This is a genomic window from Rhodoluna sp. (assembly GCF_024639375.1).
Classification (GTDB): domain Bacteria; phylum Actinomycetota; class Actinomycetes; order Actinomycetales; family Microbacteriaceae; genus Rhodoluna.
Map to the genome: position 1 here is coordinate 1 of NZ_JAHEIM010000010.1, position 20,584 is coordinate 20,584.

27 protein-coding genes are annotated in these 20,584 nt (G+C 52.8%); 24 read left to right on the forward strand and 3 right to left on the reverse strand.

The window, feature by feature from the left end; translation table 11 throughout:
• The 18 genes from rplF to glmM all read left to right on the forward strand — a co-directional run.
• Positions 1-313, forward strand: a 313-nt coding sequence (gene rplF / locus Q0L28_RS04245) for a 50S ribosomal protein L6 (RefSeq protein ID WP_296632064.1), incomplete at its 5' end; no start/stop codon positions are given.
• A gap of 2 nt (positions 314-315) precedes the next feature.
• Entirely contained in the window at positions 316-693 is a 378-nt protein-coding gene (gene rplR / locus Q0L28_RS04250; protein ID WP_296632066.1) for a 50S ribosomal protein L18, read from the forward strand.
• Positions 690-1,361, forward strand: coding sequence for a 30S ribosomal protein S5 (rpsE, locus tag Q0L28_RS04255; RefSeq protein ID WP_296632068.1), 672 nt, complete (start codon positions 690-692; stop codon positions 1,359-1,361). Before rplR ends, rpsE begins: the two co-directional genes overlap by 4 nt.
• Positions 1,362-1,363: 2 nt before the next feature.
• Positions 1,364-1,549, forward strand: coding sequence for a 50S ribosomal protein L30 (rpmD, locus tag Q0L28_RS04260; protein ID WP_296632070.1), 186 nt, complete (start codon positions 1,364-1,366; stop codon positions 1,547-1,549).
• The gene (gene rplO / locus Q0L28_RS04265) at positions 1,549-2,199 is read left to right on the forward strand and encodes a 50S ribosomal protein L15 (RefSeq protein ID WP_296632073.1); all 651 of its coding nucleotides are present in this window, start codon (positions 1,549-1,551) and stop codon (positions 2,197-2,199) included. The genes rpmD and rplO overlap by 1 nt, the downstream gene beginning before the upstream one ends.
• Before the next feature lie 33 nt (positions 2,200-2,232).
• Positions 2,233-3,546, forward strand: a complete 1,314-nt coding sequence (gene secY / locus Q0L28_RS04270; RefSeq protein WP_296632076.1) for a preprotein translocase subunit SecY — start codon at positions 2,233-2,235, stop codon at positions 3,544-3,546.
• A complete protein-coding gene (locus tag Q0L28_RS04275) occupies positions 3,543-4,130 on the forward strand; it encodes an adenylate kinase (protein WP_296632079.1) in 588 nt (195 codons plus the stop codon). The genes secY and Q0L28_RS04275 overlap by 4 nt, the downstream gene beginning before the upstream one ends.
• Positions 4,131-4,133: 3 nt before the next feature.
• Complete coding sequence (gene map / locus Q0L28_RS04280; RefSeq protein ID WP_296632083.1) at positions 4,134-4,979, forward strand: type I methionyl aminopeptidase; 846 nt, start codon at positions 4,134-4,136, stop codon at positions 4,977-4,979.
• A 148-nt stretch (positions 4,980-5,127) separates the two neighbouring features.
• The gene (gene infA / locus Q0L28_RS04285; RefSeq protein WP_296632086.1) at positions 5,128-5,349 is read left to right on the forward strand and encodes a translation initiation factor IF-1; all 222 of its coding nucleotides are present in this window, start codon (positions 5,128-5,130) and stop codon (positions 5,347-5,349) included.
• 14 nt (positions 5,350-5,363) lie between these two features.
• Positions 5,364-5,477, forward strand: coding sequence for a 50S ribosomal protein L36 (rpmJ, locus tag Q0L28_RS04290; protein WP_038503151.1), 114 nt, complete (start codon positions 5,364-5,366; stop codon positions 5,475-5,477).
• Between the two features lie 165 nt (positions 5,478-5,642).
• Positions 5,643-6,023: a 30S ribosomal protein S13 gene (gene rpsM / locus Q0L28_RS04295; protein WP_296632099.1), complete on the forward strand. Its 381-nt coding sequence runs from the start codon at positions 5,643-5,645 to the stop codon at positions 6,021-6,023.
• A 53-nt stretch (positions 6,024-6,076) separates the two neighbouring features.
• Positions 6,077-6,481, forward strand: a complete 405-nt coding sequence (rpsK, locus tag Q0L28_RS04300) for a 30S ribosomal protein S11 (RefSeq protein WP_296632101.1) — start codon at positions 6,077-6,079, stop codon at positions 6,479-6,481.
• 152 nt (positions 6,482-6,633) lie between these two features.
• Entirely contained in the window at positions 6,634-7,626 is a 993-nt protein-coding gene (locus Q0L28_RS04305) for a DNA-directed RNA polymerase subunit alpha (RefSeq protein ID WP_296632104.1), read from the forward strand.
• 35 nt (positions 7,627-7,661) lie between these two features.
• Complete coding sequence (gene rplQ, locus Q0L28_RS04310) at positions 7,662-8,246, forward strand: 50S ribosomal protein L17 (RefSeq protein ID WP_296632107.1); 585 nt, start codon at positions 7,662-7,664, stop codon at positions 8,244-8,246.
• A 10-nt stretch (positions 8,247-8,256) separates the two neighbouring features.
• On the forward strand, positions 8,257-9,123 hold the full coding sequence (truA, locus tag Q0L28_RS04315) for a tRNA pseudouridine(38-40) synthase TruA (protein WP_296632109.1): 867 nt from the start codon (positions 8,257-8,259) through the stop codon (positions 9,121-9,123).
• A gap of 138 nt (positions 9,124-9,261) precedes the next feature.
• Positions 9,262-9,705, forward strand: coding sequence for a 50S ribosomal protein L13 (gene rplM, locus Q0L28_RS04320; RefSeq protein ID WP_296632112.1), 444 nt, complete (start codon positions 9,262-9,264; stop codon positions 9,703-9,705).
• Between the two features lie 10 nt (positions 9,706-9,715).
• A complete protein-coding gene (gene rpsI / locus Q0L28_RS04325; RefSeq protein ID WP_296632115.1) occupies positions 9,716-10,216 on the forward strand; it encodes a 30S ribosomal protein S9 in 501 nt (166 codons plus the stop codon).
• Between the two features lie 39 nt (positions 10,217-10,255).
• Positions 10,256-11,602 (forward strand): phosphoglucosamine mutase, encoded by a 1,347-nt coding sequence (gene glmM / locus Q0L28_RS04330; protein WP_296632118.1) that lies wholly within the window; start codon positions 10,256-10,258, stop codon positions 11,600-11,602.
• 3 nt (positions 11,603-11,605) lie between these two features.
• Here the strand turns inward: glmM and Q0L28_RS04335 are convergent, their stop codons facing one another.
• From Q0L28_RS04335 to coaA, 3 genes are all read right to left on the reverse strand, one after another.
• On the reverse strand, positions 11,606-12,604 hold the full coding sequence (locus tag Q0L28_RS04335) for a tocopherol cyclase family protein (RefSeq protein ID WP_296632121.1): 999 nt from the start codon (positions 12,602-12,604) through the stop codon (positions 11,606-11,608).
• A gap of 87 nt (positions 12,605-12,691) precedes the next feature.
• On the reverse strand, positions 12,692-13,477 hold the full coding sequence (locus Q0L28_RS04340; RefSeq protein WP_296632124.1) for a bacteriorhodopsin-like: 786 nt from the start codon (positions 13,475-13,477) through the stop codon (positions 12,692-12,694).
• Between the two features lie 162 nt (positions 13,478-13,639).
• Positions 13,640-14,569, reverse strand: a complete 930-nt coding sequence (gene coaA, locus Q0L28_RS04345) for a type I pantothenate kinase (RefSeq protein ID WP_296632126.1) — start codon at positions 14,567-14,569, stop codon at positions 13,640-13,642.
• A 29-nt stretch (positions 14,570-14,598) separates the two neighbouring features.
• On the opposite strand from coaA, the gene glmS reads away from it, so the two are divergent.
• Genes glmS through tsaD form a run of 6 tightly spaced genes read left to right on the forward strand, consistent with a single transcriptional unit; the run spans position 14,599 to position 20,516 of the window.
• Positions 14,599-16,455, forward strand: coding sequence for a glutamine--fructose-6-phosphate transaminase (isomerizing) (glmS, locus tag Q0L28_RS04350; protein ID WP_296632129.1), 1,857 nt, complete (start codon positions 14,599-14,601; stop codon positions 16,453-16,455).
• A 3-nt stretch (positions 16,456-16,458) separates the two neighbouring features.
• A complete protein-coding gene (locus tag Q0L28_RS04355) occupies positions 16,459-16,815 on the forward strand; it encodes a holo-ACP synthase (protein WP_296632132.1) in 357 nt (118 codons plus the stop codon).
• Positions 16,815-17,927 (forward strand): alanine racemase, encoded by a 1,113-nt coding sequence (gene alr, locus Q0L28_RS04360; protein ID WP_296632134.1) that lies wholly within the window; start codon positions 16,815-16,817, stop codon positions 17,925-17,927. The genes Q0L28_RS04355 and alr overlap by 1 nt, the downstream gene beginning before the upstream one ends.
• Positions 17,928-18,380: a tRNA (adenosine(37)-N6)-threonylcarbamoyltransferase complex ATPase subunit type 1 TsaE gene (gene tsaE, locus Q0L28_RS04365; protein ID WP_366843521.1), complete on the forward strand. Its 453-nt coding sequence runs from the start codon at positions 17,928-17,930 to the stop codon at positions 18,378-18,380.
• Positions 18,373-19,008 carry a tRNA (adenosine(37)-N6)-threonylcarbamoyltransferase complex dimerization subunit type 1 TsaB gene (gene tsaB / locus Q0L28_RS04370; protein ID WP_296632137.1) on the forward strand — a complete coding sequence of 212 codons (636 nt, stop codon included), beginning with the start codon at positions 18,373-18,375 and terminating at the stop codon, positions 19,006-19,008. The genes tsaE and tsaB overlap by 8 nt, the downstream gene beginning before the upstream one ends.
• Positions 19,005-20,516 (forward strand): tRNA (adenosine(37)-N6)-threonylcarbamoyltransferase complex transferase subunit TsaD, encoded by a 1,512-nt coding sequence (gene tsaD / locus Q0L28_RS04375; protein ID WP_296632139.1) that lies wholly within the window; start codon positions 19,005-19,007, stop codon positions 20,514-20,516. The genes tsaB and tsaD overlap by 4 nt, the downstream gene beginning before the upstream one ends.
• Positions 20,517-20,584: the final 68 nt, after the last annotated feature.

Consider the following 20,584-nt stretch of genomic DNA (forward strand, 5'->3'; position numbering starts at 1 on the left):
CATCACCGGTGTTACCCAGGGATTCACCAAGGGTCTTGAGATCGTTGGTACCGGTTACCGTGTAACTGCAAAGGGCTCAGACATTGAGTTCGCGCTTGGTTACTCACACCCGATCCTGGTTCAGGCACCAGCCGGAATCACTTTCACCGTTGAAGGCAACACCAAGGTTTCTGTGTCGGGCATCGACAAGCAAGCCGTTGGTGAAATGGCAGCTAACCTGCGCAAGTTGCGCAAGCCAGAGCCTTACAAGGGCAAGGGTGTTCGCTACGCAGGCGAAGTTGTTCGCCGCAAGGCCGGAAAGTCAGGTAAGTAATCATGGGTCTAACTACTAGAACTCGCGGAAAGAGCAAGGCAGCTGCCCGTACTCGCCGCCACCTACGTCTTCGCAAGAAGATCGCCGGCGACGCAATGCGTCCACGTTTGGTTGTAACTCGTTCGGCACGTCACGTGTTCGTTCAGGTTGTAGACGACACCAAGGGCATCACTTTGGTTTCAGCTTCAACCATGGAAGCAGATATGCGTAAGGCTTCTGGCGACAAGTCAGAGAAGTCAAAGCAGATCGGTTTGCTAATCGCAGAGCGCGCCAAGAAGGCCGGAATCTCTCAGGTTATTTTTGACCGCGGTGGCAACAAATACGCAGGTCGCGTAGCAGCAATTGCTGATGGCGCACGTGAAGGTGGGCTGGAACTATGAGCCCAGAAAACAAGGAGCAAGTGTTGTCGACTGAGTCAACTGAAGCTGCAACCGCTGTTGTTGCAACTGAGACCGTAGAAGCTACTGAGCGCGAAGCTCGTCGTGGTTCACGTGAGCGTGCACCTCGCAACGACCGTCGCGAGCGCGAAACCGAGAAGAGCCCGTTCCTAGAGCGTGTTGTTACTATCAACCGTGTATCAAAGGTTGTTAAGGGTGGTCGTCGCTTTAGCTTCACCGCACTAGTTGTTGTTGGTGACGGCAACGGTCTAGTTGGCGTTGGCTACGGCAAGTCAAAAGAAGTTCCATCAGCTATTGCTAAGGGTGTAGAAGAGGCGAAGAAGAACTTCTTCCGCGTTCCACGCTCATCAAGCACAATTCCTCACCCAGTTCAGGGCGAGGCAGCAGCTGGTGTTGTACTTCTTCGCCCAGCATCTCAGGGAACCGGTGTAATCGCCGGCGGTCCTGTTCGTGCAGTGCTTGAGTGTGCAGGAATCCACGACGTTCTTTCAAAGTCATTGGGTTCTTCAAACACCATCAACATCGTTCACGCCACCATCGCCGCATTGCGTCAGCTCGAAGAGCCAGCTGCAGTTGCTGCACGTCGTGGTCTAACTCTTGAAGAAGTTGCTCCGGCAGGTCTTCTTCGCCAGGCAAAGGCAGGTGCCTAATCATGGCTAACCGTCTAAAGGTAACCCAAATCAAGAGCAAGATTGGCAACAAGCCAAACCAGCGCGAGACCCTGCGCACTCTAGGACTAAAGCGAATCGGCGACATCATTGTCAAAGAGGACTCTCCTTCAGTACGCGGCATGGTTCAGACCGTTGCTCACCTAGTTAAGGTCGAGGAGATCAACTAATGGCCGACGACAAGTCAACTCCGGCAGAAGCTAAGGCTCCTGCTGCAAAGAAGCCAGCTGCGGCGAAAGCTCCAGCGGCTGCAAAGGCTCCAGCTGCAGCGAAAGCTGCTGCACCTAAGGCCGAGAAGGCAGAAGCAACCGAAGCTAAGGCACCTAAGGCTGCCGCTGCTAAGGCTCCTGCCAAGAAGGCTGCTGCACCTGCAGAAAAGTCAAACGTTTTGAAGTTGCACCACTTGCGTCCGGCTCCGGGCTCAAAGAAAGACCGCACTCGTGTTGGTCGTGGTGAGGCATCTAAGGGTAAGACTGCTGGTCGTGGTACCAAGGGTACAAAGGCTCGTTACCAGGTTCGTCCAGGCTTCGAAGGTGGTGGTGTTCGTCTAGTAATGCGCACCCCTAAGCTTCGTGGTTTCAAGAACCCGTTCCGCGTTGAGTACCAGGTAGTCAACATCGAGAAGCTTGCTGAACACTATCCAGCAGGTGGCAACGTTACCGTTGCAGATCTAGTGTCTAAGGGTCTTGTTCGCAAGAACGAGCCTGTCAAGGTTCTAGGCAACGGCGACATCTCAGTTAAACTAACCATCAGTGTCGACAAGGTATCTGAGTCTGCAAAGGCCAAGATCGTTGCCGCCGGTGGCTCAGTAACCGAGTAACCACAAAGTTTCTTACAAGCCAGGAGGCTTAAGTTGATCAGCGCCATTCTTCGTGCATTCCGCACTCCGGACTTGCGTAGCAAACTGCTATTCACTCTTGCAATCGTTGCCATCTTCCGTTTGGGCTCGTTTATTCCAGCTCCATTCGTTGACTATGGCAACGTGCAAAAGTGTTTGGCACAGACCCAGAACACTTCAGGTCTTTACGAACTTGTAAACCTGTTCTCTGGTGGCGCGCTGCTTCAGCTTTCAATCTTTGCGTTGGGAATCATGCCGTACATTACGGCTTCGATCATTACCCAGCTTCTTCGTGTGGTTATTCCGCACTTTGAAACACTGCACAAAGAGGGTCAGTCTGGCCAGGCAACTCTTACTCAGTACACCCGTTACCTAACAATTGCACTTGGTGTTCTTCAGTCAACAACATTGATTGCTGTTGCACGCCAAGGTGCATTGTTCGGTGCTGACTGTGTGCTGCCAATTCTTACCGACTCTTCACCTTTGGGTGTTGGCGTAATGGTTCTAACCATGACCGCGGGTACCGGTTTGATCATGTGGCTTGGTGAGCTAATCACCGAGCGTGGCGTTGGCAACGGAATGTCGCTTTTGATTTTCACATCAATCGCATCTCGCTTCCCTGCATCACTTACCTCAATCGCTGAGCAGAAGAACATCGAAACTCTTCTTCTTGTTCTTGCCGTTGGTGTTGTTGTGGTTGGCCTAGTTATCTTGGTCGAGCAATCACAGCGCCGCATCCCGGTTCAATATGCAAAGCGCATGGTTGGTCGCCGCACTTACGGTGGCCAGAGCACATACATTCCAATCAAGGTCAACATGGCCGGTGTGGTTCCAGTAATCTTCGCTTCGTCATTGCTTTACTTGCCAGCGTTGATTGCTCAGTTCAACCAGCCAGATGCCAACGGAAAAGTTGCCGACTGGGTTAGCTGGGTTTCTCAGTACCTAACCAAGGGTGACCACCCGCTATACATGGCGTTGTACTTCTTGCTAATTCTTGGCTTCACCTACTTCTACGTTGCAATTACATTCAACCCAGAAGAAGTTTCAGACAACATGAAGCAATACGGCGGTTTCATTCCTGGCATCCGTGCCGGTCGCCCAACCACCGAATTCCTTGAATACGTTTTGAGCCGCATCACATTCCCAGGCGCTATTTACCTCGGATTGATTGCGCTGATTCCGTTGATTGCATTCTCACTAATCGGTGCCAACCAGAACTTCCCGTTCGGTGGAACATCAATTTTGATTATCGTGGGTGTTGGTCTTGAGACCGTCAAGCAAATCAACGCTCAGATGCAACAGCGCAACTACGAAGGTCTTCTGAAGTGAGCCGCCTCCTCTTGATTGGCGCCCCGGGCGCCGGCAAGGGAACTCAGGCAGAGCGTCTTTCAGCCGCGTTTGCAATCCCTGCGATTTCAACCGGCGATATCTTTCGTCACAACGTAAAGAATGAAACCGAACTTGGCAAACTTGCCAAGGGTTTTATGGATCGCGGCGAGTATGTGCCAGATTCATTGACCAACGACTTGGTTCGCGACCGCCTTTCACAGAGCGATGCCGCAGCTGGGTTCTTGCTGGATGGCTACCCACGCACTGCAGATCAGGTTGTTGAGCTAGACAGCATTTTGACTGCGCTTGGCACACAACTAGACGTTGTTGTTCAGTTGACTGCAAACACCGATGAAGTTGTTCGTCGTTTGCTAAACCGTGCGATTGAGCAGGGTCGTGCCGATGACACTGAAGATGTAATTCGTCGTCGTCTCGAAGTTTATGAAGAGCAGACAGCTCCGCTAATTGACATTTATGCATCACGCGGAATCGTTGTGCGCATCGACGGTCTTGGCGAAGTTGCCGAAGTTACCGACCGCATTCTTGAAGCGCTTGACGCTCGCGGCTTAACCCCAAACCTGTAATTCATGTCACGCACCGGGTTTGAACTAAAAACAAACGCTCAGATTATTGCCATGCGCGAAGCCGGATTGGCGACCGCTGCAGCTTTGGCCGCTGTAAAAGCCGCAATCAAACCTGGCATTAGCACCCTCGAACTCGACAAAATTGCCGACGACACCATCCGAGGCCTTGGTGGTCACTCAAACTTTCAATTAGTCCCCGGATACCAGCACACCATTTGCTCATCGATTAATGACGAGATCGTGCACGGCATTCCATCACCAGAGCGCATTTTGGCCGCCGGCGACATTGTGTCGATTGACTGTGGAGCCGAAATTGGCGAATGGAACGGCGACAGTGCCATCACTGTGGTGGTTCCAGGGGGAGACCCAGAAACCCACGGATTGCGCGAGCACCTAAGCAAAACCACCGAAACCTCGCTTTGGGTGGGCATTGCAGCTTTGGCCACCGCCGAACACCTAAATGAGGTTGGCGCCGCCATCGAGGCATACATTCGAGAAGAAGCCCAGGAATCTGGCCGCAAATTTGGCATTCTTGAGGAATATGTGGGTCATGGCATTGGCCGCTCGATGCACGAAGAACCGCCGGTTTTCAATTATGCGGTGCGCGAAAAAGGCCCAAAAGTGGTGCCTGGCCTATGCGTAGCCATCGAGCCAATGGTCACCGCCGGCAGCGCAAAAACCAAGATTTTGGCTGACGCGTGGACTGTTTCTACTAAGGATGGCGGCGACGCCAGCCACTGGGAGCACACCGTTGCTGTGCACTCGGGTGGAATTTGGGTTTTGACCGAGCCTGATGGCGGAGTCGAAAAGTTGGCTCGTTTCGGCGTTATCCCGGTGCCACTGGTTTAAATCGGCATTTGGGCAAACATTTAATTTCCCATATCCCGCGAAATCCCATAGGATTGATCTTCGGTGTTTCTTACCGCAAATCCCATCCGCAAGGTTTGGTTTTTTTGCGTGCCAGGCACCTCCAAAGCTTGAAGCAGATAAGTGAGTTATGGCCAGTAAAGACGGTGTCATCGAGATCGAAGGTTCGGTCGTCGAGGCTCTTCCAAACGCAATGTTCCGCGTTGAGTTGGATAACGGTCACAAAGTTCTAGCCCACATTTCAGGAAAAATGCGTCAGCACTACATTCGCATCCTCCCAGAGGACCGCGTGATTGTGGAACTGAGCAGCTATGACCTGACTCGTGGACGCATCATTTATCGCTACAAATAAAGAAAGTAAAAATCATGAAGGTTAACCCAAGCGTTAAGAAGATTTGCGACAAGTGCAAAGTCATTCGTCGTCACGGTCGCGTCATGGTTATCTGCGACAACCCGCGCCACAAGCAACGTCAAGGCTAATCACAGCGAACCAAAGTCTTCACAGTTTCACCGCACAACTAAATAGCTTCAAAAAATAAAAGGCAACACAAAGTTCGCAAGAACTTCACCTCCAGAGAATGCTGGAGCCCAATCGTGAGATTCGGAAGTGTTGCTGCAGACATTCAAAAAACAAGGAGAAATCCCATGGCACGTGTTGCCGGAGCCGATATTCCAGACGCGAAGCGCGTCGAAATCGCACTTACCTACATCTACGGCGTTGGCCGTACTCGCTCAGTTCAAATCTTGACTGAGACCAAGATCGACAAAAACATCCGCGTAAAAGACCTAACTGACGACCAGTTGGTTGCAATTCGTGACTTCATCGAAGGCACTTACAAGGTTGAGGGTGACCTCCGCCGTGATGTTGCAGCAGACATTCGCCGCAAGGTTGAAATCGGTTCATACGAAGGTATTCGTCACCGCAAGGGACTACCTGTTCGTGGTCAGCGCACCAAGACCAACGCACGTACTCGCAAGGGTCCAAAGCGCACCGTAGCCGGCAAGAAGAAGGCGGCTCGCAAGTAGCCCATAGGCACTTGTAGCCCCTCACTAAAACTTTAAGAATCTAGGAGAAACTCATGGCAGCACCTAAGGCAGCAGCGTCAGCGCGCAAGCCACGCCGCAAAGAGAAGAAGAACATTGCTGTTGGTCAGGCTCACATCAAGTCGACCTTCAACAACACAATCGTTTCAATTACCGACCCAACCGGTGCGGTAATTTCATGGTCATCATCTGGTGACGTTGGCTTCAAGGGTTCTCGCAAGTCAACCCCGTTTGCCGCACAGCTTGCTGCTGAAGCAGCTGCTCGCAAGGCACAGGAGCACGGCCTAAAGAAGGTTGACGTTTTCGTTAAGGGCCCAGGCTCTGGTCGCGAAACTGCAATCCGTTCACTGCAGGCTGCAGGTCTAGAGGTTGGTTCAATCTCTGACGTGACTCCTCAGGCACACAACGGTTGCCGTCCGCCAAAGCGTCGTCGCGTCTAACAAATTTATGGTGTCGTCTTCGACATCACCCATGAACCTTGTTCCTGAGGTTCATAAAAGTTTTAACTCGCATCAAGTCTCAGCAGTGGCCACTGCTGAGAACCCAACAAATAGACATCAAATAGTGGATGTCTAGCTGAAAGGAACCAAACGTGCTAATTGCACAGCGTCCAACCCGGCACGAAGAAGTACTATCAACCAACCGCTCACGTTTTGCACTTGAGCCTCTAGAGCCTGGCTTCGGTTACACCCTCGGCAACTCGCTTCGCCGTACCCTGTTGTCATCTATCCCAGGTGCAGCAGTTACCAACATTCGCATCGAGGGTGTTCGTCACGAGTTCAGCACCATCGAAGGTGTTAAAGAAGACGTAACCGAGATCATCTTGAACATCAAAGATCTTGTAGTTTCATCTGAGCACGACGCACCTGTAGTTGCACACTTGCGCAAGCAGACTGCTGGCCCGGTAACCGCCGCTGACATCCAGGTTCCTGCTGGTGTAGAGGTTCACAACCCAGAGCTAGTTATTGCAACCATCAATGCAAAGGCAAAGTTCGAAGTTGAACTGACCATCGAGCGTGGCCGTGGCTACGTGCAGGCATCACAGAACCGCAACCCAGATGCAGACGCTGGTGTGATTCCAATCGACTCAATCTATTCACCAGTGCTAAAGGTTTCTTACCGCGTTGAGGCAACTCGTGCCGGTGAGTTCACCAACTTCGACAAGCTAATTGTTGATGTTGAAACAAAGCCTTCGATCACTCCACGTGACGCAGTTGCATCTGCAGGTCACACTCTTGTTGAACTATTCGGCCTAGCCCGCGAGTTGAACACTGCAGCCGAGGGTATCGAGATTGGTCCAGCACCTGTAGAAGCAGGTCTGTCACCAGAACTCGCAATGCCAATCGAAGACCTGGACCTAACCGTCCGTTCATACAACTGCCTAAAGCGTGAGGGCATCAACACTGTGTCAGAGCTAATCGCTCTGTCAGAAGACCAGTTGATGAACATCCGCAACTTCGGCAGCAAGTCTGTAGACGAAGTTCGCGACAAGCTAGTTTCGATGGGACTTAAGTTCAAGGATGCTGTGCCAGGTTTTGACGCAGCATACTTCAGCTCGGCATACGACGAGGAAGACCAGATTTAATTCTGGTCACTCGAGAATTTCAAGAGGAGAAATAAATGGCAGCCCCAACTAAAGGCCCACGTCTAGGTGGCGGACCAGCTCACGAGCGTCTGCTTCTTCGCAACATGGCAACTAGCTTGTTCAAGCACGGCAAGATCACAACCACCGAGACTAAGGCAAAGCGTCTTCGTCCGTTGGCTGAGCGTCTTGTAACCTTCGCAAAGCGCGGAGACCTTGCAGCTCGTCGTCGTGTTCTTTCAATGATCACCGACAAGTCTGTTGTGCACGAGTTGTTCACCAACATCGCACCTCAGGTTGCAGACCGTCAGGGTGGCTACACTCGCATCACCAAGCTTGGCTTCCGCAAGGGTGACAACGCTCCTCTAGCTCTTATTGAGCTAGTGCTTGAGCCGGTAAACCCAAAGGCAGTTAACAAGAAGCCAAAGCTTGAGAACACCATCAAGGCAACCGCTGCAGCAGTAGTTGCTGAAGAAGTTGTTGAAGAAGTTCCTGCTGAGACCGTAGAAGCAGCTGCAGAAGCAGTTGCCGAGGCTCCAGCAGCTGAAGCAGCAGCTCCTTTTGAAGAAGTTGCAGCAGCTGAAGAAGCCGCTGGAACTGAAGAGACTCCAGCAGCCGAATAAGGTTAGTTTTATGTCTAAGCCCGTTGACCCTCAGGTTGACGGGCTTATTCGTTACCGGCTCGACCTGGCCTATGACGGCACCGACTATTTCGGCTTTGCTTTTCAGAAGGGCCACAAAACCGTTCAGGGCGAACTGCTCAAGGCGCTAACTACGGTTTTTGGTAAGAGCAAGGCCTCCTTTGAAATGCGCGTTGCCGGCCGAACCGACGCCGGCGTGCACGCCACCGGCCAAGTTGTGCACATCGACCTAACCCCAACGCAACTCAAGCGCCTGGGTCGAACCGTTGGCATGATGGGCAGCCTCAACGACCTGCTGCCAACCGACATTCGCATTCTCGATGTCACCGAACCCCCAAAGGGCTTCGACGCTCGCTATTCGGCTTCCTACCGCAAATATCGCTACATAATCGCCGACAAGCTGGCCATCAAAAATCCGTTGCTAGCCAGATCTACCCTGTGGATCAAATTTGAACTCGATACCTTGGCCATGCAGGCGGCATCCCTAGCGCTGGTGGGTCTTCATGACTACGCCTCATTTTGCCGCCCTAAGGATGGCGCCACGACCATTCGCGAGGTTCGATCGATCAAGGTGAGCCGCAATAAAAAGGCTGGCAACGTGATTGAGGTTGAGCTGGTGGCCGATGCCTTTTGCCACAACATGGTGCGTTCGATTGTGGGTGCCTTGATTGCCGCCGGTGGTGGGCGAGTGGGCTCAGATCAGGTGGCCGCTACTTTGGCTCGTCGCTCTAGGGTGGGTTCATTCAAGGTTCAGCCACCTCACGGGCTCACCCTCATTGAGGTGGGCTATCCGCCGAATAGCCAGTTGGCTGCCCAGGCCGAACAGGCCAAAAATTTGCGAACTTTGGATGAAAACTAGGGTTTGACCAGCGAGGGGTTATCGGGCTAGACTTGACCCTTGGTATTGCGCCAAAGCGCAAAATGTGAATCCCGTGAAGTTTCTTCTTCCAGTGCGGATTCATTTCGATCCGATATTAGAAGTAGAAGGCAATTTAACGTGCGTACTTATTCTCCAAAGGCTCACGAGCTAAGCAACGAGTGGCTAATCATTGACGCCACCGACGTAGTTCTTGGCCGTCTTGCAACACACGCTGCAACTTTGTTGCGCGGCAAGCACAAGGCAACCTTTGCTCCACACATGGACAACGGTGACTTCGTGATCATCATCAACGCTGACAAGGTTGCTCTAACCGGCGCTAAGTTGAAGCAGAAGAAGGCTTACCGTCACTCTGGTTACCCAGGTGGTCTAACAGCAACTACTTATGCAGAGCTTCTAGAGAAGTCTCCTGAGAAGGCTGTTGAAAAAGCAATCAAGGGCATGCTGCCTCACAACAAGCTAGGTGCAACCCAGCTAAACAAACTTAAGGTTTACCGCGGTGCAGAGCACCCACACGCTGCACAGCAGCCAAAGCCTTTCATCATCGACCAGGTAGCTCAGTAAGGAATCCCTCGTGGCTAAAGACACCGTAGAAACAACTACTACAGAAGAAGTAGCTCCTTCGAGCTACAGCACCGAGACTCCAGCTGCTAAGTCAGCTGCTGTTAAGTCACGTGGCCCATTGACTCAGCCAGGTGCTGGTCTTGGTCGCCGCAAAGAAGCAATCGCTCGCGTTCGCATCATGCCAGGCACTGGCGTAATCAAGGTGAACGGTCGCGACCTTGCAGAATACTTCCCAAACAAGTTGCACCAGCAGCTAATCACCGACCCATTCACCGTTCTTGACCTAAAGAACGCATACGACGTTGTTGCTCGCATCAACGGCGGTGGCTCAGCTGGTCAGGCTGGCGCACTGCGTCTAGGCATCGCTCGTGCACTTAACGAGATCGACCGCGACAACAACCGTGCAGACCTAAAGAAGGCTGGCTTCCTAAAGCGCGACTCACGTGTGATCGAGCGCAAGAAGGCTGGTCTGAAGAAGGCGCGTAAGGCTTCTCAGTTCTCGAAGCGTTAATCCAACACTTCACTGCTTTCTAAGCAATAAACTCACGTTATGGCGAGACTCTTTGGCACCGATGGTGTTCGAGGTCTCGCCAATCGTGATTTAACGGCAGATCTTGCAATCAAACTTGCTCAAGCCGCCGCAATTGTTTTGGGTGCAGATGCACGTTCACGCGGCATCAAACCAAAAGCGGTTATCGGTCGCGACCCGCGCATCTCTGGTGAATTTCTAGCCGCTGCAATTTCTGCCGGCTTATCATCATCCGGTGTTGATGTTTTCGACGCAGGCGTTTTGCCAACACCGGCAACCGCGTTTTTGACTGCAGACCTCGACGCCGATTTCGGTGTGATGATTTCTGCTTCACACAACCCAGCTCCAGACAACGGCATTAAGTTTTTTGCGCGCGGTGGCCACAAGTTGCCAGACGACATTGAAGATCTAATCGAGGCTGCAATGCAAAACGAACCGCTTGCACCTCTTGGTGCGGGCGTGGGTCACGTGCAACGTTTTGCCGATGCCGAAGATCGCTACATCGTGCACTTGCTAGGTGCAATTCCAAATCGTCTCGACGGGCTAAAGGTTGTTGTCGACTGCGCACACGGTGCTGCAGCTGGTGTATCGCCACAGGTGTTCGCCGATGCCGGCGCAAAGGTAATTGTGATTGGCGCCGACCCAGACGGCATGAACATTAACCTCGGATACGGTTCAACTCACCTTTCGGCATTGCAAACAGCTGTGCTTGAACACGGCGCAGATTTTGGTGTGGCACACGACGGCGATGCCGACCGTTGCCTTGCAGTTGATGCCAACGGCGCAATCATCGACGGCGATCAGATCATGGCCATCTTGGCGCTTTCAATGAAGCAACGCGGATTACTGGCGCGCAACACTTTGGTTGCCACAGTGATGAGCAACTTGGGTTTGAAGATTGCCATGAAAGAAAACGGCATCGACATGATTGAAACCAAGGTTGGCGACCGCTATGTGCTCGAAGAAATTCGCGCCGGCGGCTACACCCTTGGTGGCGAGCAATCGGGTCACGTAATTTTCTCTCGTCACGCAACAACCGGTGATGGCATTCTTACCGGACTCAAGATTGGCGCCGAAATGGCACGATCAAAAAAGACTCTTGCAGAGTTGGCTGGCGTGATGCAGGTTTATCCGCAGGTTTTGTTGAACGTGCCTGGCGTTGACAAAAACAAGTGCGATTCAAATGCCGCGGTGCAAGCCGTAGTTGCCGAAGCCGAAAAAGATTTGCACGGCACCGGCCGCATTCTGTTGCGTGCCTCAGGCACCGAGCCGCTAGTGCGCGTGATGGTTGAAGCCGCCGATGCAGGCACTGCGCAATCATGGGCTGAGCGCATCGCTCGCGTGGTTGAAAAAGAACTGGCTCTATAAAAACTAAGTGTGAGTGGCCAAGAGTTTCTCTATGTCACCAAATACTTCTAATCCTGCGCAAGTTGCCAGACCTTCATACAAAACTTCGCCGTTTGCGGCGGTGTGTTTAATCTCAATCGTGGCATCCAAAGTTTCTTCAACGCGTTGATACATCGCTGTGCGCAGCGGTGCGTGCAGCAATCCGCCCCGCACTCGAGCCGCCTTTAGTTCGAGTGTGCCGTGCTTTGAAGTAAGCGACCAGTGCACATGAGAATCGTCAATCGTTAGTTTCACTTCTTTGGCCCGGTTATAGGTCGACCATTTAAAAAGCTTGCCGCTGTGCTTAAAGCCAACAATGTACCCGCGAAATGAACTGGTGAGCCAGGGGATCAATGCAACCGAAGCAATCAGTGAGGCATCTGGTGCATTTGAAATGTGATTGCTGGCCATCCATACGTAGCCTGCCGGGAAAGACTTGCCCCAATCTTTCTCGATGTAGCCTCGGCCGGAATTGAAACTTACATCGGTACCTTCAACAGAAAGCGTGCCCTGCAGTGCATGGCCAAAACTCACTACTCCGTGAAAACATTCCATGGCTGGCACCATGCCAAACCAACCCATGATTCCCGGTTCGATGAATTTCACTGGCCACGGGTCAAGGGGAGTGCTGAACTTTAGTTCACCGCGCAGTTGAGGCAAATTTAGAGTGACTCCATTGCTGTCGAAGTAGTTCGTGCCAATGCGCACGTCGAATTTGTCGGTGGCCGCCACAAATTGTTCGGCGTCAAACTTGTGAAACCAAGATCTGCCTGTGAGTCCATCAAGCAACTGCACGAAAGCTTGATTATGCGGTTTGCCATTTTCGGTTCCAAAAAAAATACCCGGGATTACCGCCCAGCGCTGAGTTTGGTCGGCGTTGATTATTTTGATGTACCAACCCTCGAAATATGGCTGGCGTTTGCCCAGCCCATGAAAGGCCTCTGGGTGAGCTACCCCTCGGATGAAAGCGCCCAGACTCTGCATGCCTTCACCTTACGCTCGTAAACAATCGTTAATAAACTAATGGGCCACCGTTTCCGATGGCCCACGAGTTTGATTCGCTAAATCTGATTAGGCGTCTTTGAATTCGGTCTTGGCGAATTCTTTGTCGTCTTCTGCAGATTTGATGCGTGCAATGCTGAAGATAATCAAGCCAAATAGACACTTGGCCAAAATATCCGCAATGCTGTAGCCCACTTCACGGGCAACAAACTCGCTTGCGTTGAAGCCGGTTGAGCCCATTGCCAAAATGAAGGTGATTGGGTAAACGCCCCATGTTGCAATCAGCAGAATGCGAACCAACTTGACTTTTTTCTGCACCTCAACTGATTGACGCGACAAGCTCTTGCCTAGCTCGATAAAGAGAACGTAAAGGATGTATAGGAACGGAATGGTAGACAGCAAGCCCCAAACCGAAGCTGGAAGGCCCATAATGTCCAACTTGGCATCGCCCGGGTAACCAAGCACAATCATTGCAGCGGCCGCAGGAACCAAGCGCTTTAGGATCGAACTTTGTGCAGCCTTGGCAAGTGCCAAAACAGCAACCAGCTCGACCAATAGCAAAGGAACAGTTAGCAACCAGTCCACGTAGCGGTAGCCCACGTTGTAGGCATCTGGGTTATTGACTGTGCCGGCGAAGGCGTGGTTGAAGTTATCGAACATTCTGAAGTAGTGATATGTGGCAATTGCGGTAACTGTTCCAGAGACCATCACTGCCATGCGATAGCGAGGCAGTACTCGTTCTCTTCCGATGAAGAGAAAAATCGAGGTGAATAGCATCGATGCCAGACCCAGCGAAAGTATGTTGTAGACCAAGTTAAATTGGCCGTTGTCTAATGCATTAGACAAAGTGTTCATGTGAAGCCTCCCAATAGATGTACTTACTTATAAGAAGTCATCGTTTGCATCGTCGGGGCCATGGTTAACCCACGGCGACACCCATACGAATGGCTCAGGGTCAGTCAACCCTCTTTAGCGGTGATGCCATCCTCAGAAAGGTAACAGTTTGGTCACAGAAATTTACAGTTTGCGCAGCAGAACAGACTCAACCGCGTGATTCGCACCCTTTTTTAGCACCAGGGTGGCTCGACTGCGGGTTGGCAGAATGTTCTCGATCAGGTTTGGCAGGTTGATGGTTCGCCAAATTTCGTTTGCTCGTTCAAGCGCCTGATCTACCGGCATCTCGGCGTAGCGGTGAAAATAAGAAGCTGGGTTGGTAAACGCCGATTCACGCAATTTATAGAAACGGTTCAAAAACCATTCGGTGACATCTTCGGTTTGAGCATCAACATAAATTTTGAAGTCGAAGAAATCGCTCAGCGCAACATCTTGGCCAGCGCCCGGTGATTGCAAAACATTCAGACCCTCAATAATCAAAACATCTGGGCTGTGCACGGTGTTTACTTCATCGGGCACGATGTCATAAACCAAGTGTGAATAGACCGGAGCGTTTACCTCTGCCACACCGCTCTTGATGTCGGCAATGAATTTCAACAGGGCCAGGCGGTCGTAGCTCTCGGGGAACCCTTTGCGGTGCATGATGTTGCGACGCTCAAGTTCTGAGTTTGGGTAGAGAAAACCATCGGTGGTCACTAGCTCCACGCGCGGAGTGCCAGCCCAGCGGCTTAATAGTTCTTTAAGCAAACGCGAAACTGTTGACTTGCCAACCGCTACCGAACCAGCAACACCAATGATGAATGGCACGCGCTTGGTTTGCTCGCCAAAGAATTCGCTGGTGACGCTGTGTAGTTTTTGGTGCTCGGCAACATAAAGATTTAGCAGGCGACTGAGCGGAAGATAAACCTCGGTAACTTCTTTGAGGTCTAGAAAGTCGCCAAGACCGCGAAGCGAAGTAATTTCGGCTTCGGTAAGTGGCAATTCGGTGTGAGAACCGAGTTCTGCCCAGTCATCACGAGAAATCTCATTGAATGGACTCAGCAGGTCGCTCATAAAGAGCCATTCTGCCGTAAATTAGAGGCATGTGCGGAATCGTGGGCTACGTTGGCCCGAAATCAACCCAAGAAATATTGCTCGGGGGCCTGCGCAGACTCGAATACCGCGGATACGATTCAGCCGGAATTTCGGTAATTACCAACGGTGGCGCACTTGAGACACGCAAAAAAGCCGGCAAACTCGACAACTTGATTGCCGAGATTACCAACCACCCACTGGCCCCAGCCAACATCGGCATTGGTCACACTCGCTGGGCAACCCATGGCGCACCAACCGATGGCAACGCGCACCCGCACCTTGGTGGCCCAACCTCAAAACTTTCTCTAATTCACAACGGCATCATCGAGAACTTTGCCGAGCTAAAGGCCGAGTTGGTTGCCGCCGGCACAAAGTTTGCCAGCGAGACCGACTCAGAAGTTGCCGCTCACCTGATTGCCGCCGAGTTTGAAAAGACCGGCGACCTGGTTGCTGCTTTTGGCGCAGTGGTCAAGCGCCTGCACGGCGCCTTCACAATTCTTGTAATTCACCAAGATGCCCCGGATGTTGTTCTGGCTGCCCGCTGCAACGCACCGCTGGTAGTTGGCCTGGGCGATGGCGAGAACTTCTTGGGTTCAGACGTTGCTGCCTTTGTTGAGCACACCAAGCGCGCAATCTCGGTGGGTCAAAACCAGATTGTGATTCTGCACAGCAACAATGTTGAGCTGCGCACCTTTGATGGCGAACCAGTTGTGCCTGAGGAATTTACCGTGAGCTGGGATGCCTCGGCAGCCAGCAAGGGCGGCTGGAGTTCATTCATGGCCAAAGAGATTGCCGACCAACCGCAGGCGGTTGCCGACACCCTGATGGGTCGTTTGGCTTCGGATGGCTCGGTGCGCTTGGCAGAGATTGATGGCTTGACCGAGGCCGACATTAAAGCGATTGATCGCATTGTGATGGTTGCTTGCGGCACAGCTTCTTACGCTTGCGATGTTGCCAAGTATGCAATCGAAAAATTCTCACGCATTCCGGTGCAGGTTGAGTTGGCACACGAATTTAGATATCGCGACCCAATCATTACCCCAAACACTTTGATTGTTGCGGTGAGCCAGTCTGGCGAAACCATGGACACCCTGATGGCAACTCGTTTTGCCAAGGAGCAGGGCGCAAAAGTTTTGGCAATTTGCAACACTCAGGGTGCAACCTTGGCTCGCGAATCAGACGCCGTGATTTATACCCACGCTGGCCCAGAAGTTGCAGTGGCTTCAACCAAAGCACTGGTTGCACAGATGACCGCTGGTTATTTGTTGGCATTGTTCTTAGGTGCCGGTCGCGGTGCTGTGCCAGCCGCAGAATTGCGCTCCCTTGGCAAAGAACTTTTGAAGATGCCGGCACGCGTCAACAAGGTGCTTGGTCGCCTTGATTCAATTCGTGCTCTTGGCAAAGAACTTTCAACCGCAAAATCAGTTTTGTTCCTCGGTCGCAACGTTGGATTCCCGGTGGCAATGGAGGGTGCTCTAAAACTTAAAGAGCTCGCCTACATTCATGCCGAAGGTTTTGCAGCCGGCGAATTGAAGCACGGCCCAATTGCCCTGATTGAAGAAGGCCAGCCTGTAATTGTGATCGTGCCGAGCCCTCGCGATGCCGACAGCTTGCACCCAAAGGTGATTTCAAACATTCAAGAAATTCGCGCGCGCGGTGCTCGTGTGATTGCCATTGCCGAAGAGGGCGATGCCGAAGTTGAAAACTATGCCGAGCACGTTACCTATGTGCCAAAGTCAGCAAACATTTTCTCTTCGATTCTCACCGTGATTCCGCTGCAACTATTTGCACTTGAACTTGCAACTGCAAAGGGCTTGGATGTTGACCAGCCGCGCAACCTGGCCAAGTCGGTAACGGTCGAATAGTCGATGATTGTTGGCATTGGAGTAGATGCGGTTGAACTAAGCCGCTTCGAAACCAAACTTGGTGAAAATCAAAAGTTGGCCGAGCGCCTATTCACCGCTGCCGAGCTAGAAGCACCAATTCGCACTCTGGCCGGCCGCTTTGCCGCCAAGGAGGCGCTAATCAAGGCGTTATCCGGGGCCACCGGACTTGAATGGCACGGCATGCAGGTGCAAAAAGAAGCCTCGGGCAAGCCGGTGTTCGCCCTTAGCGGCAAGACCGCAGAGATTGCCGCGGCCGCTGGGGTGCAGAATATTCATCTATCCATTTCTCACGATGGCGACATGGTCATTGCGTTTGTAATTGCAGAAGGAGGTGCGTGATGCGTGAACTGATTATTGATCTCGACGCAATCGCAACCAATCTGCAAACCATGCGCAGCAAAGTTTCTGGCGCAATTGTGATGGCAATTGTCAAAGCCGATGCTTATGGCCACGGCATGATTCCGGTTGCAAAGAAACTTGAAGCAGCTGGCGCCGAGTACCTTGGCGTTGCCGACATCAACGAAGCACTCGCACTGCGCGATGCCGGAATCGATCTGCCAATCTTGGCTTGGTTGCATGACCCGCGTGACACATTTGTTCGCGCGGTTGATGCAGGCATCGAACTTGGTGTGGCAAATGTTGAGCAGCTCGCGCGAATTGCTGCAGCAGCCGAGCACCTTGGTCGCACCGCGCGTGTGCATCTAAAGATTGACACCGGTCTTGGTCGCAATGGCGCAACCGCCGCTGAGTGGCCAGATGTTTTGAAAGCCGCCCACGGATACGTTGCCGAGGGTTTCATGCAAGTAGTGGCAATCTTCAGTCACCTTTCTTGCACCAGCGAAGCCGACGACCTGCAACAAATAGCGCGATTCGAAACTGCTTGCGAACAGGCTCGCGAAGCCGGCGTTGAATTTGAGCTTCGTCACCTTACCGCGAGCGACGGCGCGCTGCGATACCCGCAGGCACACTACGAAATGGTTCGCCTTGGTGTTTCGCTCTATGGTCTTTCACCGTTCACCGAAAACACCGCTGCCGATTTTGGTTTGCGCCCAGCAATGACCGCACAAGCTTTGGTGACTCAAACCAAGCGTGTGCCAGCTGGTCAAAACATTAGCTACGGATACCTGCACCAGACCACAGCCGAATCAACCCTGGCACTCGTGCCGGTTGGCTACGCAGAGGGTTTGCCTCGCAATGCGAGTGGCAACGCCAAGGTTTCGCTAAACGGCAAAACATATTCAATCGACAGTCGCATTGCGATGGATCAATTTGTGCTCGATGTGGGCAATGACAAAGTTGCCGCTGGTGACATTGTGACTATTTTTGGCGACCCGGCATCCGGGGTGCCTTCGGCCGATGATCTTGCCGCTGCCGGCGACACCATCAACTACGAAATTGTAACTCGCATGGGCGGCCGCTTTAAGCGCACCTACCTGGGCGAAGAGGTCTAAGTGGGCCGCGTGTTGGCCAAGCACTCAATCACCACTCCAGAAGAAATGCACGATCTGGGTGCAGCCTTGGCAAAAGATTTTCGAGCGGGAGATTTGATTCTGCTGACTGGCCCGCTTGGCGCCGGCAAGACCACACTCACTCGCGGCATTGGCGAAGCACTTGGTGCAATTGGAAACGTTTCGAGCCCAACTTTTGTAATTGCCCGAACCCATAAGCGTGAAGACGGTGGCCCAAACCTAGTGCACGTTGATGCCTATAGATTGGGCAGCCCGGCCGAACTCGACGATCTCGATATCGATTTTGAAAATTCGATTGTGATTGTCGAGTGGGGCAAAGGTTTCACCGAGGGCATTGCCGATTCATGGCTCGACATTGAGATTGAACGTGACCACACCGGTGCTAGTGAAACTCGCGAGGTTACCGTGACAGGCTTTGGTGCTCGCTATGCCTAATCACACGCTTTGCATCGATACCTCTGCCGGCACTTCGGTTGCCGTACTTCGCGGTGCCGAATTGCTCGCCGAATTTAACGACGACCACAACATGGGCCACACCGAGGTGATCGGTCGCGCAATTGCCACCGCACTCGCCGATGCCGGCGTTGCCTCGCATCAAATTAAACGCGTGGTGGTTGGCCGTGGCCCGGCACCATTCACGGGCTTGCGCGTGGGCATCGCTGCAGCGACCATGTTTGCCGCGGGCGTGGGCGCCAAGTTGTTTGGCGTGGTCAGCCTCGATGCGATTGCGTTTGAAGCGCTGAGCGCATCCGAAGTGCCTTTGTTAGTTACCGCGGATGCCCGCCGCAGCGAGGTCTACTGGGCTCTGTATTCAGGTCGCACCACATCGGGCGCACCTATTTGCATTGAAGGCCCAGGGGTAATCAAGCCGGCAGCCCTTGAAGAAATGCTGAGCGAACGAGGCATCAACCCGATGCGCACCGAACTGCCGGTGCACGCCGCCGCCCTAGGTCAACTTTTTGAAGCGCAACTGATTGATGGCATCGAAAGCACCGACCTGAGTGCGCTCTATTTGCGTGCACCAGATGCAGTGCCAACTCCGGGCAAGAAGGTGAGCGGATGAGCACCTTCTCGATTCGCGAGGCAGCCGAGACTGACCTGCAACACGTGATGCAACTGGAGCAAGAGTGTTTTGCAAAAGATGCGTGGTCGCGCGACAACATGCACTTTGAATTGCTGGCTCATCACACCTATTACGTGGTGGCTCACGAGGGCGAGCAGCTGGTTGGCTTTGCTGGCCTAAGCAAGGTGCCTGGAAACGATCAAGCCGATATTCAAACCATCGCTGTTTCACCAAGCATGCGTGGCCGTGGCCTTGGCAAAGAGCTAATGCTCGAGTTGCTGTCGCAAGCACGAAAGTTGCACGCCAGCGAAATTTTTCTCGAAGTGCGTGCCGACAACCAGGTGGCACAAAATCTTTATCACGGTCTCGGCTTCGAGCACATCGATACCCGCGCTCGTTATTACCAACCCGATGACGTTGATGCCTGGGTAATGCGGTTGAAGTTTGCAACCAGTTCGATTGGCCGCGAGTCGGTGGTGCTTGGCATCGAAACATCTTGTGACGAAACCGGTGTTGGCATTGTGCGCGGCAACAAGTTGTTGGCCAACGTAATTTCTTCATCGATGGATGAACAGGCACGCTTTGGTGGTGTGGTTCCCGAGATTGCCGCGCGCGCCCACCTTGAAGCAATGAAGCCAACTTTGGATAAAGCGCTGGCCGAAGCAAACATGAGCATCAACGATATTGATGCGATTGCAGTTACCAATGGCCCCGGATTAGGTGGCGCACTTATGGTTGGCATCGGTGCAGCCAAGGCGCTATCCGTAGCAACTGGAAAACCGATTTATGCAGTGAACCACTTGGTGGGTCACGTTGGTGTCGACATTCTTGAACGCGGTGTATTGCAAACCCCAACCATCGCTTTGTTGGTGAGTGGCGGTCACACCTCTTTGTTGCTCGTGCGCGATTTGCTAAACGATGTTGAGTTGCTTGGTGAAACTATCGATGATGCTGCCGGTGAAGCTTTCGACAAAGTCGCAAGATTGCTGTCGCTCAAATATCCGGGCGGCCCAGAAATCGACAAGGCGGCAATCGGTGGCGACCCGAAAGCAATTAGATTCCCACGCGGTCTCACCCTGCCAAAAGACATGGAGAAGAACCGATACAACTTCTCGTTTTCGGGTTTGAAAACTGCGGTTGCGCGTTGGGTTGAAGTGGCCGATGCCAAGGGCGAGAACTACAACAAGGCCGACGTTGCCGCCAGCTTTAGAGAAGCAGTTGTCGATGTGTTGGTGAGCAAAGCAATTGCCGCCTGCCTCGATCACAACGTGCCTCGCCTGCTGCTTGGTGGTGGCGTGATTGCCAATGCCCGCCTGCGTGAGCTGGCCACCGAGCGCTGTGCCGCCAACGGCATCGAACTTCGCATTCCGGCGCTGCACCTGTGCACCGATAACGGCGCAATGATTGCCACCCTGGGTGCTCAGCTGATCATGGATGGCCGCGAGCCATCGAGCCTAAACTTCGGAGCCGAATCGACCCTGCCAGTCACACAGGTACAGTCCCGCTAACTCCCAGCCCACTCCCAGCAAACTCTGGTCGAATTCAGGTGAGCGCAATTGCTCGAAGATAAAAGGAG